General features: G+C 63.5%; 10 protein-coding genes. 1 reads left to right on the top strand and 9 read right to left on the bottom strand.

All coding sequences use genetic code 11. The features are described from left to right. Nucleotides 1-223: 223 nt before the first annotated feature. On the bottom strand, nt 224-1,477 hold the full coding sequence (locus tag FFI94_RS24085; RefSeq protein ID WP_138870029.1) for a pyridoxal phosphate-dependent aminotransferase: 1,254 nt from the start codon (nt 1,475-1,477) through the stop codon (nt 224-226). A gap of 130 nt (nt 1,478-1,607) precedes the next feature. Here FFI94_RS24085 and FFI94_RS24080 point away from each other — a divergent pair, with 130 nt between their 5' ends. Next, the gene (locus FFI94_RS24080; RefSeq protein ID WP_138870028.1) at nt 1,608-3,536 is read left to right on the top strand and encodes a prolyl oligopeptidase family serine peptidase; all 1,929 of its coding nucleotides are present in this window, start codon (nt 1,608-1,610) and stop codon (nt 3,534-3,536) included. Here FFI94_RS24080 and FFI94_RS33825 read toward each other — a convergent pair. The 8 genes from FFI94_RS33825 to FFI94_RS24045 form a co-directional block, all read right to left on the bottom strand. Beyond that, nucleotides 3,524-3,667, bottom strand: coding sequence for a hypothetical protein (locus FFI94_RS33825; RefSeq protein WP_185993303.1), 144 nt, complete (start codon nt 3,665-3,667; stop codon nt 3,524-3,526). The genes FFI94_RS24080 and FFI94_RS33825 overlap by 13 nt on opposite strands. 206 nt (nt 3,668-3,873) lie before the next feature. After that, on the bottom strand, nt 3,874-4,782 hold the full coding sequence (locus tag FFI94_RS24075) for a hypothetical protein (RefSeq protein ID WP_138870027.1): 909 nt from the start codon (nt 4,780-4,782) through the stop codon (nt 3,874-3,876). Between the two features lie 229 nt (nt 4,783-5,011). Continuing rightward, a complete protein-coding gene (locus FFI94_RS24070) occupies nt 5,012-8,260 on the bottom strand; it encodes a (Fe-S)-binding protein (protein WP_138870026.1) in 3,249 nt (1,082 codons plus the stop codon). A gap of 432 nt (nt 8,261-8,692) precedes the next feature. After that, nucleotides 8,693-10,003, bottom strand: coding sequence for a S1 family peptidase (locus FFI94_RS24065; protein ID WP_138870025.1), 1,311 nt, complete (start codon nt 10,001-10,003; stop codon nt 8,693-8,695). Between the two features lie 149 nt (nt 10,004-10,152). Next, a complete protein-coding gene (locus FFI94_RS24060) occupies nt 10,153-11,502 on the bottom strand; it encodes a protease (protein WP_138870024.1) in 1,350 nt (449 codons plus the stop codon). Nucleotides 11,503-11,612: 110 nt separating this feature from the next. Then, nucleotides 11,613-12,686 (bottom strand): hypothetical protein, encoded by a 1,074-nt coding sequence (locus FFI94_RS24055; protein WP_138870023.1) that lies wholly within the window; start codon nt 12,684-12,686, stop codon nt 11,613-11,615. Between the two features lie 106 nt (nt 12,687-12,792). Beyond that, nucleotides 12,793-15,210 carry a helix-turn-helix transcriptional regulator gene (locus tag FFI94_RS24050; RefSeq protein WP_138870022.1) on the bottom strand — a complete coding sequence of 806 codons (2,418 nt, stop codon included), beginning with the start codon at nt 15,208-15,210 and terminating at the stop codon, nt 12,793-12,795. A gap of 16 nt (nt 15,211-15,226) precedes the next feature. Continuing rightward, nucleotides 15,227-16,849, bottom strand: a complete 1,623-nt coding sequence (locus tag FFI94_RS24045) for an Hsp70 family protein (RefSeq protein WP_138870021.1) — start codon at nt 16,847-16,849, stop codon at nt 15,227-15,229. Nucleotides 16,850-17,000 lie beyond the last annotated feature (151 nt).

Here is a 17,000-nt window from a genome sequence, read left to right as displayed (position 1 = left end):
GGTGCAATGTCTTGCTACTAATTTACAACGAATATCGGACCATTTGCGCTGTTTTTAACATTGCGGCAGGTCGCGACTAGTCAAACACTCAACCAAACCGATCGGTTCCGTAAATTTGTGACCAAGGTCGCACGAATGCCCCGCACATTTATCTGTGCGGGGCATTCGTGGGAAAACAAACTGGTCAAATGTCCACCGCTGTGGCCAGTGGGTTTCCCAGCTTTTACTGTTTGTAACTCGTTAGGAAGTTGCCGAACCGTTCAATTGCCACAGCGAGGTCACGGGCCCACGGAAGAGTAACGATTCGCAAATGGTCATGATCGGGCCAATTAAAGCCCGTTCCCTGAACCATCAGGATTTTCTCCTGCAGAAGTAGATCCTGAACCAGCTTCTCGTCGTTGTGGATTTCGTGAACATTCGGATCCAGGCGCGGGAACGCATATAGCGCACCACGCGGCTTGACACACGAGACGCCGGGAATCATGTTCAGGCGCTCCCACGCGACGTCGCGCTGCTCGAGGAGACGTCCGCCGGGGAGAATGAGGTCTTCGATGCTCTGATGGCCACCGAGCGCCACCTGGATAGCGTGCTGACCCGGAACGTTCGGGCACAAGCGCGTCGACGCCAAGAGGTCGAGACCCTCGAGGAAGCCGCCGGCGTGCTCCTTCGGGCCGGTGATCGCTACCCAGCCCGAACGGTAGCCCGCAACGCGGTACGCCTTCGAGAGGCCGTTGAACGTCAGGCACAGAAGGTCGGGAGCCAACGACGCAAGCGAGATGTGCTTCGCGTCGTCGTACAAGATCTTGTCGTAGATCTCGTCGGCGAGCAGGAGAAGCTGATGCTTGCGAGCGAGGTCGACCAACTGCTGGAGAATCTCCATCGAGTAGACAGCGCCCGTGGGGTTGTTCGGGTTGATGACCAGCAGGGCCTTGGTCTTGTCGGTGATCTTGGATTCGATATCAGCGATATCGGGATTCCAGTCGTTGGCCTCGTCGCACAGATAGTGCACCGGAGTGCCGCCGGACAAGCTGGTCATCGCCGTCCACAACGGGTAGTCCGGCGCGGGGATCAGCACCTCGTCGCCGTTGTTGAGCAGGGCCTGCATGGTCATGGTGATCAGCTCGGACACGCCGTTACCGAGGTAGATGTCGTCGACGTCCACCTCGGGGAAGCCGGGAACCAGCTCGTACCGAGTCACGATCGCGCGCCTGGCCGAGAGAATGCCCTTGGACTCCGAGTACCCCTGGGCGTAGGGCAGCGCGGCGATCATGTCGCGCATGATCACGTCCGGTGCGTCGAAACCGAACGGTGCGGGGTTTCCGATGTTGAGCTTGAGGATCCGGTGCCCTTCCGCCTCCAGCCGGGCGGCATGCGCGTGCACCGGTCCACGGATTTCGTACAGGACGTTCTGGAGCTTCGACGACTGCTCCAGCTCGCGCTGCGGCTGACGATGGCGGACGGGTTCTGGTGTGCTCACGAGTTACATGATTCCACCTGTGCGCAAGTGGATTCTTCCGGGCAGGATCGAAGGCACCGTCTGTTCGGTTGGCTCGTCCCTCGGTCGGCTTGTCTGGGTTGGCTTACTGGGTTGGCTTATCCTGAGGCGCATGACGCCGACCGACGTGATCGCAGCACCGTACGGATCGTGGGCATCGCCCATCGACGCAGCAGATCTGGCCAACGGAGGTCACCCGGTAGAAGGTGGCCGCTACGTCGGCGACGAGGTGTGGTGGGCGGAACTGCGGCCAACCGAAGGTGGGCGCGTGGCGATCCGTCGGTTGGGGCTCGACGATCAGCCCGTGGACGTACTGCCCGCGCCGTGGAACGCACGCACCAGGGTTCACGAGTACGGCGGCGGCGCCTGGACGGTCACGGACGCCGGACGGTTGGTTTTCAGCGAGTTCTCCGATCAGCGCGTGTACATCCTCGAAGGTCTCACGCCGCGAGCGTTGACACCTCCGACATCGTCGTCGGTGCGATACGCGGATTTGTCGATCGTCGACGCCGACGTGTGGGCCGTGCGCGAGTCCCACGCGCCCGGCGGCACGATCACGCGCGACATCTGCGCCATCCCGCTCGACGGATCGGGCGAGATTCGCAGCATCGTCGGCGGTTCGGATTTCCTTGCCTACCCACGGCTGTCCCCGGACGGAAGCAAAATCGCCTGGATCGCCTGGAATCACCCGCAGATGCCGTGGGACGGAACCGAACTGCGGGTCGCGGACCTGGTCGACGGGGTGGCCGGTCCGTATCGAGTTCTTCTCGGCGGCACGGAAGAATCTGTGCTGCAACCGGAATGGATCTCGGGCGACGAACTGTACGTGGTCAGTGATCGCAGCGGGTGGTGGAATATCTATCGGGTCGGCGCAGAGGTGGCGCCGGTCTGCCCGGTGGACGCAGACTTCGGCGATGCACTGTGGCAGTTCGGCGCCCGCTGGTACGAGGTGCTGGGCAATGGAAAACTGTTGACTGTGCGCACTTTCGGCACGGATACCCTCGCGATGCTGGACCCCGACACCGGCGAACTGCGCGACATCGACGTCTCCGGTGTCACCAGCATCGGCCTCATGCAGGTGCGCGATGACCAACTGCTGATCAAAAGCGGCGGCGCAAAACTGGCTACCGGGCTGCGTGAACTGGACTTGGGGACCGGCGCGCTGCGCGAGGTCCGCCTGTCCGTCGACGCGCTTCCCGAATCCGCGTACCTCCCAGAAGCACGGACCGTTGTCGCGCACGGGCACGGCCGCGAAGTCCACGCATTTGCCTATCCGCCCCGCAACCCCCGATACCGCGGCCAAGACGGTGAACTTCCGCCATACGTGGCTTTTGTGCACGGCGGTCCCACCGCGCACATCGCGCCCGCCCTGAACCTTGTGTACGCGTACTTCACCAGTCGCGGAATCGGCGTCGTGGACGTCAATTACGGCGGGTCCACCGGTTACGGCCGCGAGTACCGCAATCGTCTGCGTGGGCAGTGGGGCGTCGTTGATGTCCAGGATGTGATCACCGCGGTCACGGGACTCGCCGAGCAAGGGCTTGCCGACTCTGCCCGTCTGGCCATCGAAGGCGGATCTGCGGGCGGCTGGACCGTGCTGGCTGCTCTGACAACGTCCGACGTCTTTGCCTGCGGCGCTTCCTATTACGGTGTGGCCGAACTGGACGGCTTTGTCAAGGAAACCCACGACTTCGAGTCGCGGTACATCGACGGACTGATCGGGCCGCTGCCGGAATCTGCCGCCCTGTACGCCGAGCGTGCACCGCTCAACAACGTCGACGGATTGAACTGCCCGGTCCTGCTGCTGCAAGGCCTCGACGATCCGATCGTTCCGCCGTCACAAGCCGAACGCTTTCGAGATGCGCTGGTAGCGAAAGGTATTCCGCATGCCTATCTGGCGTACGAAGGCGAATCCCACGGATTCCGTAAGCAATCCACGATCATCAGCTCACGCAACGCGGAACTGTCCTTCTACGGTCAAGTGCTCGGGTTCACGCCGCCAGGTGTTCCGCAGTTGAAGCTGTGGACTCACGAGGTGTAGCTGCTGCCCAGGAGGATCGTGACCGCCCAGTTCTTCTCGGGGGCAAGATGAGTCACCGACGTACTGCCGTTGGCTGCGGCTCCTGCAGTGCCGGGGAAGAGGGTGAGTGCCACTGTAAGTGGCACTGCCACTGCAAGAGTCCGCGTGGCTGCAGACTAACCGGTCTGAACTCTTGGCGGATGGCCAAGCGGACAATTCGGGTACTTGGTCCTCGGGGATCAGTGATTGTGGGGAAGCTGACATGGTTTGTGTGCAGTGAACATGGTGTGCGGCACGCTGGTACGGGTGCTCACTGGGCAGAAACTGTGCTCACTTGCAGGGTTCGCTGGGCGGCCGGCTATGGGGTGCGGCCGCGCTCGAACGCCGCACGGATCCGATCCGCGACCACCAACGGCGTCGACAAGTCCGCCCACGTCCAACGAACCACCTGCCAACCCGCATCCCTCAGACGGTCTTCACGGAGTTTCTCCGCCCAGAGCACATCTCCTGGGGTGCGGCCGACGGGAACGAAGCGGCCGTACTTGACTCGGCCGTCGAACTCCCCGACAGTGCGGTGCCCCCGCCACAAGAAATCGACGCGAGCATCACTGATCTGGACTTGCGGTTCGGGCATCGGCAAGTGCTCGGAGACAAAGAGCGCCAAACTCCGTGACTCGCCGACGCTTTCGATCCGGCCATCCATCGCGTCGATCGCATGAAAGGCATGGCGGTGCGACGGATGACGCGGCACCCCAGCCAGGTTCGAGGTGACGTCGTCCAGAGCGAGCGGTGTGCGGTGGAGGGCCGAGTTTCCCGCGACCAGGGCCGGTTCGAAGGGCAGTGAACGAGCGAGGTCGACCACCGTGCGCGCAAGCGTTGTCACCCGCAGACCGTCGACTGTCGTGACTTCGTCTGCGGTGAACAATGCGGAATGCACCTGCCTGTGAGTGGACGTGCTGCCGCCACCTCGACGCTTTCGCGTGAGGTGAACCAGACGGAGCGGAGTGTTCCACAATTCGAGGCCGTGCAGCACTGCCGCGGAGGTATGACTGACAACCGCGTCGGACGTGGCTGCCTTGGCTATCGCGTGGACCTGCAGACGATGCCGCGCATGTGCGTCGAGTTCCGTGAATGGCTGCGTCGACACGTAGGCGCCGCGATGTAGGCGGGTCCAGTCGCCGCTGACACAGCTGCGACGGATCTCGGAGTCGGTGCCGCCGGTGGCGAGATGCTCAGGTCTGCGGACGATGTGCGGTTGTTCCCCCATGCCGAACAATCCTGGTGCATCGGAGCACATGTGGGCCGACGGGTTTCTCCGGCTGTGGATAGGTCGCGCAGTGTGCATGGTTTGTGCGCAGTGAGCAATGTTTGTGTGCAGCGAGCAAGGGTTTCGGCAAGCTGGAAGGGGTGCTCGCTACCCAGATATCCTGCTCGCTTGTGCCTGGCAAACACGAACGCCCCCGCCGCAGTGGCGAGGGCGTTCGATGATGACGCGATTACTTCTTGCGGCCGGGAGCCTTTGCGCCTGCCTTGAATCCGAGCCCGCCCGGCTTTGCGGCCGGGGGAGCAGCGGGAGCCTCGGCAGCTGGTGCTTCGGTCGTCGGTGCTTCGGTGGCCGGAGCTTCAGGTGCAGCTGCTTCCACTACCGGTTCGGCAACGGGGGCAGGTGCTGCAGCAGCGGGTGCTGCCTTCTTTGCACCGGGAGCCTTTGCGCCCGACTTGAATCCGAGCCCGCCAGCCTTGGCGACCGGCGGAGCCTTGGGAGCCTCGGCAGCTGGTGCTTCGGTGACCGGAGCTTCAGGTGCAGCTGCTTCCACTACCGGTTCGGCAACGGGGGCAGGTGCAGCAGCAGCGGGTGCTGCCTTCTTTGCACCGGGAGCCTTTGCGCCCGACTTGAATCCGAGCCCGCCGGCCTTGGCTACCGGCGCAGCCTTGGGAGCCTCGGCAGCAGGTGCGGGGGGTGCCTCAGCTGCAGGGGCCGGTGCAGCAGGTGCGGCGGGGGCCTCAGCAGCCTTTGCGCCCGGAGCCTTTGCCCCACCCTTCATCTGCAAGCCCTTGCCGGGAGCCTTGGCGCCGGACGCCAGGCCCAGACCCTTCGGCTTGGCGGGTGCGGCCGGAGCAGCGGCTTCGGGTGCAGTTTCAGGAGCGGGTGCGGCTGCAGCCTTTGCGCCCGGTGCCTTGGCAGCGCCCTTCATCTGCAGACCCTTGCCACCGGGAGCCTTGGCTCCGCCGGCCAGGCCGAGGCCCTTGGGCTTTGCGGCGGGTGCAGCTTCGGGTGCTGCGGACTCGGGAGCTTCGGCAGCTGCCGGAGCAGCCTTCTTGGCGCCGGGAGCCTTTGCCCCGCCTGCCATTCCGAGTCCCTTGCCGGGTGCCTTGGCCAGACCCTTCATTGCGAGGCCCTTGCCGGCGGCAGCGGGTGCTGCCGGGGTAGCGGCCGGAGCGGCTGCTTCTGCGGCGGGTGCGGCTTCTTCGACGACGGGTGCCGCGGCAACCGGTGCCTTTTCGCGCGGGATCACCTTGATGTTCTCGGTGAGCTGGCTGGATTCGAGGCGGGTGACGGAGTTGAGCATCAGCTGAGCGACGTCGACAACCTCGACGCCTTCGCCCTTGCCTTGTTCCTGGCGGGCGGTGACGCCGTCGTTGAGCATGACGCGGCAGAACGGGCAACCCGTGGCGATCTTCTTGGGGTTGGTGGAGAGCGCTTCGTCGACGCGGTCGACGTTGATGCGCTTGCCGATGTTCTCTTCCATCCACATCCGGGCGCCACCGGCACCACAGCACATGGAACGTTCGCCGTGACGCGGCATCTCGACGAGCTTGGCGCCGGATGCTTCCATCAGTTCACGGGGTGCGTCGTAGACCTTGTTGTGACGGCCGAGGAAGCACGGGTCGTGGTAGGTGATGTCTTCGCTCACCGACGCGACGGGGATCAGCTTCTTCTGGCGCACCAGACGGTTGAGCAGCTGGGTGTGGTGCACGACCTCGTAGTCGCCGCCCACCTCCGGGTACTCGTTGCCGAGGGCGTTGAAGCAGTGCGCACACGTGACGACGATCTTGCGTTTCTTCTGCTCGACACCTTCGAAGACGGAGTTGAGCATTTCGATGTTCTGCATCGCGAGTTGCTGGAAGAGGAACTCGTTGCCGGCACGGCGTGCGGAGTCGCCGGTGCAGGTTTCGTCGGCGCCGAGGACCATGAACTTCACGCCGGCGGTGGCGAGCAGTTCGGCGACGGCCTTCGTGGTTTTCTTGGCGCGGTCTTCGTAGGCGCCGGCGCAGCCGACCCAGAAGAGGTATTCGTAGTCCTCGAAGGTGTCGGCGTCCTTGCCGTACACGGGGATCTCGAAGTCCATCTCGTTGATCCAGTTGAGACGGTCCTTGGAGTTCTGGCCCCAGGGGTTGCCCTTGTTTTCGAGATTCTTGAACAGGCCGGCGAGCTCGGACGGGAATTCCGATTCGATCAGGACCTGGTAGCGGCGCATGTCGATGATGTGGTCGACGTGTTCGATGTCGACGGGGCACTGCTCGACGCAGGCGCCGCAGTTGGTGCAGCTCCACAGGGTTTCGAGGTCGATGACCGGAGCCAGCTCACCCTCGACGGTTTCGCCGACGAGTTTGCGGTCGGCTTCAAGGCGTGCGACCTCCGGGATTGCGGCGAGGGCGGCGTCGTTGACGTTGCCGTCGGCGTCGACGAGACCGATTTCGTCGCCGCCCATGTCCTTGCGGCCACCGGCGAGCAGGTACGGGGCCTTGGCGTAGCCGTGGTCACGCAGCGACATGATGAGGAGCTTGGGGGAGAGCGGCTTTCCGGTGTTCCAGGCGGGGCACTGGGATTGGCAGCGGCCGCACTCGGTGCAGGTGGTGAAGTCGAGCCAGCCCTTCCAGGAGAAGTCTTCGATCTGGCCGGCGCCGAGGGTGTCGGTGTCGGGATCGACGTTGTCCATGGTCAGGGCTTTGCCCTTGGACATCATGGGCTTTGCTGCGCCGAGGGCGACGCCGCCGTCGTCTTCACGCTTGAAGTAGATGTTGAAGAATGCGGAGAAGCGGTGCCAGGCAACACCCCAGGTGATGTTGCGGCCGACGATGTAGAGCCAGATCATGCCGGACATCAGCTTGATGAACGCAAAGATGGCAACCATCATGGCGCTGGCCGGAAGCAGCTTGGCCAGGTTCATGGTGAAGAAGTCGGTCCACGGATTGGCATGTCCGTAGGTCGCGATCTTGCCGGCCTTCACGAAGATCATGCCGAGGCCCTCGATGAGGACAACCGTCTCGACGAAGTACGCAGCCTTGAAATCGGAGCCGCCGAAGCGGGACAGACGGACGGGCAGGCGCGGGTGGTTGAGCTGGCGGATGACGATCAGCGTCGTGATGCCGATGACGGTGCCAAGGCCCAGAATTTCGTCGACCAGGTGGTAGATGGCCCAGTTGCCGAAGATCGGCCAGTGGAACTCGGGGTTGAACGTCTGGCCGTAAGCCTCGAACCAGACGATGGCGCCGAGCAGGAAGCCAACCATGACAAGCCAGTGAGCCCAGCCGACGGTACGGAACTTCGCCATGCGCGTGTGCGCGATGAACTCGATGACCATCTGCTTGAAGCGGGGGAAGAACGGACGCCAGCGGTCTGGTGCTGATTGGCCGATTTGGACGACCTTCACCATCTTGAGCGCGCCACCGATGAAGGAATACCAACACACGAGGCTCAGCAGCACACCGATGGTGCCCAACGTGATCGTCAGGGCATTCATGTCGCGGCCTTTCATTTCAGGGCGACGCGGCGGCCACCTCGGGAACAGCCCACTGATACTAACCTGCCATATGTTACCCGCTAGTAGCTTTTTGTGTCATGTATGTATACCGGCGAGTAACCATGCTTGGCCTGGCGAGATCAATTATTCCGCAACGACGGGCTTGGCCGTTGCGCAAACATATCTACCGTCACGTTAGGTGGTGCGTATCTCGCCCTCTTTAATCAGGCAGCCCTAACCTGCCGTCTGCGCTGTTTTGGCGGTACCGACCGACCCGCCCGGAGCGACCGTACCTTTCGGCGCATCCAAGGCGATGAAAGGTACGTTCGCACCAGCAGGGGTGGGAGAGAAACGGCGCGTTCGCGCCAAAGCTCGCATCAAAAAACTGTGGCCCACCTCGACAGGAGGTGGGCCACAGTAGGTGCGGTGCGGTCAGTAGTCGCGGACTTTCAAGCCGGGGTTTTCGGCGAGGATGTCCTTGATGGGCGTTCCGTACTGAATCGGCTGGGGGCTACCGATGAGTGTTGCGGCCCGAGCGACCTCGCAGAATGAGGACGTTGCCACCGTCGACGCGCTGGTGATGCCCAGTGCCCGAGTGCCGGTCACGATCGGGCCGCCGCTGTCACCCTGGAGGACGCAGATGTCGGTGGTGAAGAGGTTGGACATCGGCTGCCCCGAGACCACAGCACTTCGATCGACGCTGGTGACAACGCCACAGCTGTACCCGGTTGTTGATCCTGCCTTGCAGACCGGTGCGCCGACAACGGGATCGGCAACCCCGTCGATGTTGACGGATCGGTTGAAGGGAACCCGGACGCTGTTGTTGTCGAAGCGGTACTTCGCCTGGTCGTCGATGTTGATGATCGAGTAGTCCCGCGGCCCGAACACGCTCTTGGCGAAGTATCCGACTCGCGGTCCCGGCTGGTTGTTGACGAGTGGGAAGGCTTCGGAGGCGTACTGCGTACCGGCGGCGATGCGGTTGGGGTCGCAGTGTCCGGCACTGATGTTGACGGTGCGGCCGGAGGCGTCGGTTCCGTTGAAACCGAAGGAACATTTGAACCCGTTGAGACCGGAGATTCCGCCGTATGCGTCGCCGCCGAGCGCGGCGTCGCCGGTCAGGGAACCGGTGGCCGGGAGCAGATCGACAACGATCGGCGGAACGGAGATCGGCGCGGCGGCGTGGAGGACAGTCGTGTTCAGGAAGTCCGGCAGGGCCAGGCCGGCGGCGGGGTCCGCGGTCAACTCGACGCCGTTTCCGACAACATCGATGGCGATTCCCCGAACCAGATCTGCGACGGCAGGTGGCTGAGACTCGAGCCAGGTATTGAGCGCGGATACCTCGTCCTGCAAAGCCGATTCACTTTGTGCGACGTCGTTGACCCGGAAACCGGCTTTCTCGGCGGCCGCGCGGGCAGCGTCGTTGCCCTCCCCGGAAGCCAAGGCGACGATTCCCTGCCCGAGCTCGTCCAGCCACACCCCGGCAAAACTGTCGGGGAACTGCACCCGCGCGATGTCTGCGAACTCGGCGAGTTTCTGCGCGAGTTCGGAGCGCGTCAGGTACTGATCAGGCGTCAATGCCAGATCGTGCTGGAGCGCCTCGGCGAGTTCGACGGGCAGATGTGCTGCCTGGTCGGACACGCCGGGTGTAGATGGTTCGGCACTCGCAACAGCGGCAATCGGTCCGAGGAGCAGCAGCATTGTCGAGCTGAACACTGCGGCGCGACGTGCGGTGGAGCTTCGCATGTGGGCCTTTCCGCTTCGTTGACCGCGTGCGGCCCCCCTGGGTGCACGCGGATACGGCCCGCCTTTCGGCGAGCCGTATCTCAGTCGCACACGACTATATGGGTTCTTCCCCACGAATCCCACCCGTTTCAACGCGTGGGTCGCGGTGATCAGCCGATTGTGCGGACCCGGATTCCGGATCCGACGCCACCGCCGGAGGCCGCGTCTGCTGCCTGCGTGATGTTGTCGACGGGGATTCCGATGTTGGTGGTTCCGCCGGACATGGCGAGGACAAGATTCGCTTCGGTGCAGTTGGGCGCGCCGGTGCTGTTGGAACCGCTCGTGATTCCCAGTGCCAGCGTTCCGGTGACGATGGCGCCGCCGCTGTCGCCCGCAAGGGTGCATGCTGTTCCGGCAAAGCCGCGAACGGTGCGTGATTCGCCGCCGGGGCGGACAAGCTGGATTTCGACCTGATCGGCCGCGACTACTCCACACGTGAAGGAGCTGGCCTGACCGGACTTGCACATCGGTGCTCCGATGACGGGGCGCGCGGTGCCCGTGATCTCGAGAGTGGTGCCACCGGCGCCGCGTACCGATGCGCGGTCGAGTCCGGCGTCCACTCCCGCCTGATTGAGCTTGATGACGGAATAGTCGAGTTCCTCGCCGGCCTGACCTACCGCGGACTGGGCGAAGTTGCCGACCTGGAGGCTGTCGTCGATGTTCTGCGGGTTGGGCAGGTAGACGGGTGCAGCCGTTCCCTCGGCCTTATTGCAGTGTCCCGCACTGATATTGAGCGCATTGTCGTGACTGTCGACTGCATTGAACCCGAACGAGCAGACGGAGATGTCCTCGGTCGGTGTCTCGCGGATCGGACCCGGTGACGTGACGTAGATGTCGCCGCCGAGTGCACGCGCGTCGATCGCGCCGCCGCCATCCGGGCTCAGCCGAATTTTGGTGTTCTCGAGCATCGTGGGCAGGTTGAGCGCTTTGCCGACGGGGCTGTTGGCAACGTCGACGACAACCTGGTTGTTCAGTACGTCGATGGAGGTGGAGCTGACGGCCATCGCGATATCGCCCGGCAGCTTCGTGATCCATCCGTTGACGTCGGCAAGGCTCTGTTCCAGACTGCCGGCGGAGACCGGTGCCACATGCGTGACAAATCCGTCGGCGGCGGCGACGCGTGCTGCGTCGGCGCTGGTGACCGCCACAACTGGTTGACCGTCGAGGTTCATCCACGAGCCCGCGTAATCGCCGGGGCGGGAGGACCGGAAATTCTCGGCGTACGCACCCAACTCCTGGGCCTTGGCGGCGCGATCGAGATACTCCTGCGGAGAAATCTTCAGATCTCGGCTGATCGCCTCGACCAGTTCGGCGGGTAGCTGATCCGCGGAGAGCTGTTCGACTGATGTTTCGGATGTGGGTTCTGCCGGTTCGGCCAAAGCTGTGGCTGAGAACGATGTTGCGAGCAGAAGTGCCGAGGCGCCGACCAGAACGGTCCGGATCGCCGACGAGTTACGCATGAAATCCCTTCGAGTCTTTCGGCCGTAACGCCGGAAGGTACCGCCCCACCATAGGGGAAGGCTCCGATGCGGGGTCGGGGGCCTCGACGGGGAGAACTCGATATGTGCAGCTAGGGAGTTGTTTCCGGGAGCTGTTCGGGATCCGTGGGCTGCGGGTCGACCGGTTCGGGATCGACAGGTTCGGGGTCGACAGGTTCCGGATCAGTTGTGCCGGGGTCGACGGGATTGGTCGGCTCGCCGCCCACGTCGTAGTCGTCCGTTGCGAGCGGTTCGACGCTCTCGTCTTCGGTCGGAACTTGATCGAACTCGTCGACCATAAGAGCGTCCTGGGTGGGCGGCTGATATCGCTGGGCCGGGGTGCGATTCTGCGGAACGGCGGCCACGGGAGCCGCAGTGGGGAACTGGATCGGAACTTCGTGAACCGTCACGGGAACGGTAGGCGGCTCGGCGACCTCCGCATACACCGGGACGGCTGCGTCACGAATTTCCGGGACCTGAGTTGTGGGGGCATGACCGATGAACACTGCGAGCGCGCATGCCGCGGCAGTAAGGAGACCGGCGACGGCGGCCGCGATGTAGACGGGCCGCCGACTCGGTGCGTCTTCTGTTGTGTCGGGGGTGTCTTCCGGCTCCGGCAACTGCGCGACGTCGGGGACCACGGCTAGCGGCGCGCGCGGAACGGCCAGAATCGCGGCGCCTCGTGCCGAGCGCTCACCCGGGGACATGTCGGAATCGAGGTCGCAGGCGCCGAGGGCCTCGGTGTGGGGTGCTAGTTCGATGTAGTCGAGATCCATGTTGTCGAGCGCGGTTCGCAGCGCGGCCACAGATCGATCGGAAAAGTTGGGCGGGATCGCGGCGACAATGCGCAACGGTTGGTCGGTGAGGCGGTGCACTTCCGCGACGAGGCAGTACAGCGCAGTTGCGACGAGTTCTTCACCGCGCGTCCGCTGGTCGGGGACCGCTTCGGTGTCGGTGTCAATTTCCGCTTCGTTAGGGGCGACAATTCGGTCGAGGAACCGTCGTACGCCCGGTGAATGTGCTTCGGTCGAACCCAGAGCAATGGTGCCGTCCGGTGCGTTGTGCAGCACGGACTCGAGGTCGATGATCACCGGTTCGGCGTCGGGCACGGCGATCACCGCAGTGCAACGTGTGTTGCCGACGTCGAGTCCGACTCCCCAGGTCACCGCATCCCCCTCATTCGGCTATCGCATCGCATCGCCGTAGAAACCTGCACTGGCTGTGAAAACTATCATCCGAATCCCCATTTGTGCCAGAAGGGTAAATATTCAGCTATTGCAGGTTTGGTGTCGTGAGACTGCGCAGGACCACCAGGAGTTCGGAACGCGACTGCGCGCCGACCTTCCGCTTGATGCGCGCGACATGATGCTCGACGGTTTTGGCGGAGATATAGAGACGCTCACCGATTTCTCGGTACGTGAGTCCGAGCACCACAAGTTCGGCGATCTCGTGTTCGCGCTCGGTCAGGGGCGAGTCGGGGACTGTCTGGGCATCTTCTCTCGATGAACCAGGCTCAGGTGTGTTGACCCGGAAGGAACGCGCGAGCTGAAGCAACGTTGTTGCTGACTTGGTATCGGGTGCCCGAAGCGCGGCTTCTCCCGCGAGGCGTGCTGCGTCCCAGGAGTGGCCGATCCGATCCAGAGTTCGTGCAGCGGATTCTATTTCGTCGCTGCTCACCGTCCCCTGAAGTACGAGCAGCCATTGGCGGCCGGCCTCGGCGAGACCCGCGGAGTACGAGTGGACCTTGGCTGATTCCGAGAGTGCACGCGCGTGCGGCAACAGATCTGCCGGCGACTGTCCCAAAATCGCGGCCTGGACGCCGTACCAGTGAAACAGCGAGGACCACAGTGGTGGATCGCCGAGTTGTCGCAACAGATTCTGCGCCTCGTCGATGAGATGGTCGACGTGTTCGGTGTCGCTGAGACGAACTGCGGCCAGCCATAATTCGCAGATTGGTAACAGATCGAACAGATTGACACTGCATTCGAAGAGCGTGCCCGACGCCCGAGACCACGTACGGCGCACGTCCGCAAGGTCGCCGAACCTCCGGGCGACACCCACTTCCAACGCCCGGAGAAACAGTGTGTCGCGCTGACCGAGGGAATCCGTGATTGCTGATTCGGGGATAGCGGCGACGGGATTTTCAGTGCCGGCGAGCAGCGCAGCCCACGCGGCAAGAATCTGATGACGGGCCCACAGATGACTGGATCGATCTTGCGTTGCAGTTGCTTTCGCGAGGACATCGTGTGCTCGATCGTGGGCGCCGGTGTGCATCAGGGCGGTGGCGACAATGCCAGCAGGGGAATCGGCCTGAAAGCGCGACGTCCCAGGGGATCGAGGCAGAGTCAGTGCCCGGGACATCGTGTTGAGCGCAATAGGCGGCGGTCCGGTCATCGACTGCATGAGTCCACGGGCGAGCAGGCCGGTGCCGGTATTTCCTGGCGATGGTGCGCCGCCGACACCGGCAAGCATCGCTCCGGCGTCGTCGATGCGGCCGGACGCGACGAGGAGGATTGCTCCGAAGGCTGATTCCGCGTCTGCCCGCGCGGGGCCGAGCCACGCGTAGAGGTCTGCGCCGGACGTGATCTGACCGCACACGGCGGATACCGCGGCTGAGATTCGCACGGCAACAGCTAGTTCGGCGTCTTGTACGTTCTGATCGTGCAGTATCGAATCCGTGAGGCTTACAGCGGTATCGAGGTCGCCGCTGGAGGCTGCGCACTCCGCGTGGTGCAGCATGGTCTCGGCGGAAGGGGATTCGATCACCGCCGCCCGCCGATACAGGTCCGCGGCCGCGGCGGGGGTGGCGCGTTGGGCAGCGTCGTACAAGTAGTGTGCGAGAGCCGGGTGACGGACTCCGGCATCAAAAAGTCTTACAGCAGTGTCGATATCGAGAACGCCCGCTTCGATGCGCCGTCCCAGGATCCGATCCAGTGCCGCCCGCTCCGGGCCGATTCCGAGAGGATGCGCTAGCGATTCGACGATTGCGGGTGATTGCGCCGCGAACAGTCCCGTTCCCACTGCGCGATCGAATGCGTCCGTCGGACTGTCGAAGTCCAGTTCATCGGGTGCAAGATTCTGCACGATAGTCGAGATGTACAGAATCTCGCGTTGCCGCGCATCGAGCGCGCCCACGGCGCGGGCAAAGTACGCCCGAAGTGCATCGCCGACGGTATGAATCTCGAGAACCGGTGATCGCAAGGCTGCGTCGAGGGCGCCGAAATGTCCCTCCGACAAGGACTCGAGATTGCCGGCCTCGTCCGGTGTGAGCGCATGACCGTATCCGTGCGCCAGTGCCTGAATATCCGAGCAGCGCAAGCGGTCCAGGTGAAGAACCGAACCCGTCGTGGAAAAGTCGGCCGCCGCTTCGGCCAGACGCGGATCGACCATGTCCGTCGCCACGACGGCGCAGATGTTGGTGCGTCGTAGCATCTCGAGGACCACCGCACGTTCGCCGGCGTCGAGGTCCAGCGCATTGTCGATCAAGACAACGGTATTGGGTCCGCGGTCGGCTGTGGCGAAATCGCCTGTCACGACGGCAGCTTCGCGGCCGATCAAGCGTCGGTGCACCGCTGCAAGAAGCTGTGGCCGAGCACTTGCACCGGAACCGGTGACAAACAACCTCAGCGGCTTGGCCTCCAGGTCGACAGTACTCAGAAGGTCACGGATATACGGAGATTCACTGTTCATGATAAGAACGCCCCGACTATCCGACGGGAAAGCGCGGGATGGCCGTGGGCAACGTCAGTTGGTCAGGCAATTGTGGCGCGACGACAACGGGGAGCTGCGGAACTTCGAATGCCGGGACCTGCGGGATCTGAAATGGCGGACCGGCGTCGACAGTCTGCTGTGAGTTCGTGGGATCGCTGCCCGGTTGCGCCGCAGCAGTCGGTTCCGCGGCGGCTGGTGCGGCGGGTGCAACCGTTCCGGCTGTCGTTGCAACGCCAACAGACCGGGTGCCGGGGGCGAGTGACCCGGTGATGGCGACGGCCCCGCCTGTCGACGGCACGGCGTCAGCGACAGCTTCGGTGCCCGATGGCGCTGTTGCGTTGGACGTTGTTGCGGAAGTAGAGGATTCGATACTCGGGTCGGCGGAACTCGAAGCGGGCTTGATCTTGTCCACGGCGGTGCCGATTCCGAGACCACCTGCCGCGAGGATCACACACGCGCCGACGACAGCCGCGACAATGCCTACGCGGGACGAGCGTCGTGCCGCCGATGTGGCCTCGGGGTCCGAAACGACAACAATCGGCGTCGAGAATGCTGGAACCGGAACAGGTTTCGGCAGCGTTTGTTTGACGGCAGTCTCAGTACTCCCGATTTCGGTTGCGCGAGTTGCGGCTCCGGCCGCTGCGCAGGATTGCGGATCCGGTGCGGCGATCATCGGTACCCGGAGTTCGGACGACAACAGTTCCGCGACCAGTGGGATGGACGAGCTGCCGCCCGCGAGAACAACGTGACTGACGTCGTTCGACTCGACACCGGCTGATCGCATCACCTCGTGTACCAAGGCAACCGATCGTGTGATCGCCGGACGGAGTAGATCTTCGAGTTCAGAGCGGACAAGCCGTAGGTTGTGGGATCCGCCGGGAAGGTCAACGTGGACAACCGTTTCGGTCTCGAACGACAGTGTTTCCTTGGCTTCGCGGGCGTGGCCACGAAGCGCTGTCAACGCGTCGAGAGTTTCCGGGGCGGACGTATCGATCTGCGCATAGTGATCGAGTTCGGTGAGCAGATGCCTGGTGACAAGATGGTCGAACTCGTCTCCGCCGATGTCGTCGGAGTGCAGGGATTTGCCGACGATCGTGGCACTTCCGCCGGTAGTCGTCACCACCGTGACGTCGAGTGATCTGGCACCCAGATCGAAGACAACGGTGAGTCCATCTGAATCGGGGTGACCGGACGTGCGCAACCAGTCCGCCACGGCGATCGGCTCGGCGACCAATGTTGTGTCTACCGGTGTGTTGTCATGAATCATCCTGGTAGACAGGGACTTTTCCAAGGCTGATACTGCATGGCGGCTCCACCAGGCAGGATGGGCGATGACAACGTGGCTTGGTCGGTCCTGATCAGCGAGAGCGTCGCGCATCAGCGTCGTAACAGCCACTGCCGTGAGGTCCTCGCCGCGATGTGGGGTCCCGTCAGCGGCGAACAGTGGAACTGGGTCGCCTACGCGCTCCACGAAATCGGTGAAGACACTGCTCGGGTCGAGTTGAACGACGCATTCGCTCCGCACGGTCCGCCGGGAGATTGTGGCGGCGTCGTCGGGGTTGTCGACGACGGCCACCAGAGTTGTCGAGCCGATACCGATGCCGAGCCCTGCCTCCATGAAAGTGAACTCCTCGGTAGTGGATTGTCGAACGCCCGTCGCAGTTGTCTGCAATGTCGGGATGTAGGACGGTTTTGTTACTTCCCGACGCTCCGCGATGCGAAGTAGGGGAGCGATCCCCTATCCGAGGGAAATCCCCTAACGCCGATAC

The sequence above is a fragment of the Rhodococcus sp. KBS0724 genome (genome assembly GCF_005938745.2).
GTDB lineage: Bacteria > Actinomycetota > Actinomycetes > Mycobacteriales > Mycobacteriaceae > Rhodococcus_F.
This window is presented reverse-complemented; position numbering and strand designations above follow the sequence as displayed.

Coding starts and splice junctions, on each gene's coding strand:
- FFI94_RS24065 (WP_138870025.1), bottom strand. CDS start 10,003: ATGCGAAGCTCCACCGCACGTCGCGCCGCAGTGTTCAGCTCGACAATG.
- FFI94_RS24080 (WP_138870028.1), top strand. CDS start 1,608: ATGACGCCGACCGACGTGATCGCAGCACCGTACGGATCGTGGGCATCG.
- FFI94_RS24050 (WP_138870022.1), bottom strand. CDS start 15,210: ATGAACAGTGAATCTCCGTATATCCGTGACCTTCTGAGTACTGTCGAC.
- FFI94_RS24075 (WP_138870027.1), bottom strand. CDS start 4,782: ATGGGGGAACAACCGCACATCGTCCGCAGACCTGAGCATCTCGCCACC.
- FFI94_RS24070 (WP_138870026.1), bottom strand. CDS start 8,260: ATGAATGCCCTGACGATCACGTTGGGCACCATCGGTGTGCTGCTGAGC.
- FFI94_RS24060 (WP_138870024.1), bottom strand. CDS start 11,502: ATGCGTAACTCGTCGGCGATCCGGACCGTTCTGGTCGGCGCCTCGGCA.
- FFI94_RS24045 (WP_138870021.1), bottom strand. CDS start 16,849: ATGGAGGCAGGGCTCGGCATCGGTATCGGCTCGACAACTCTGGTGGCC.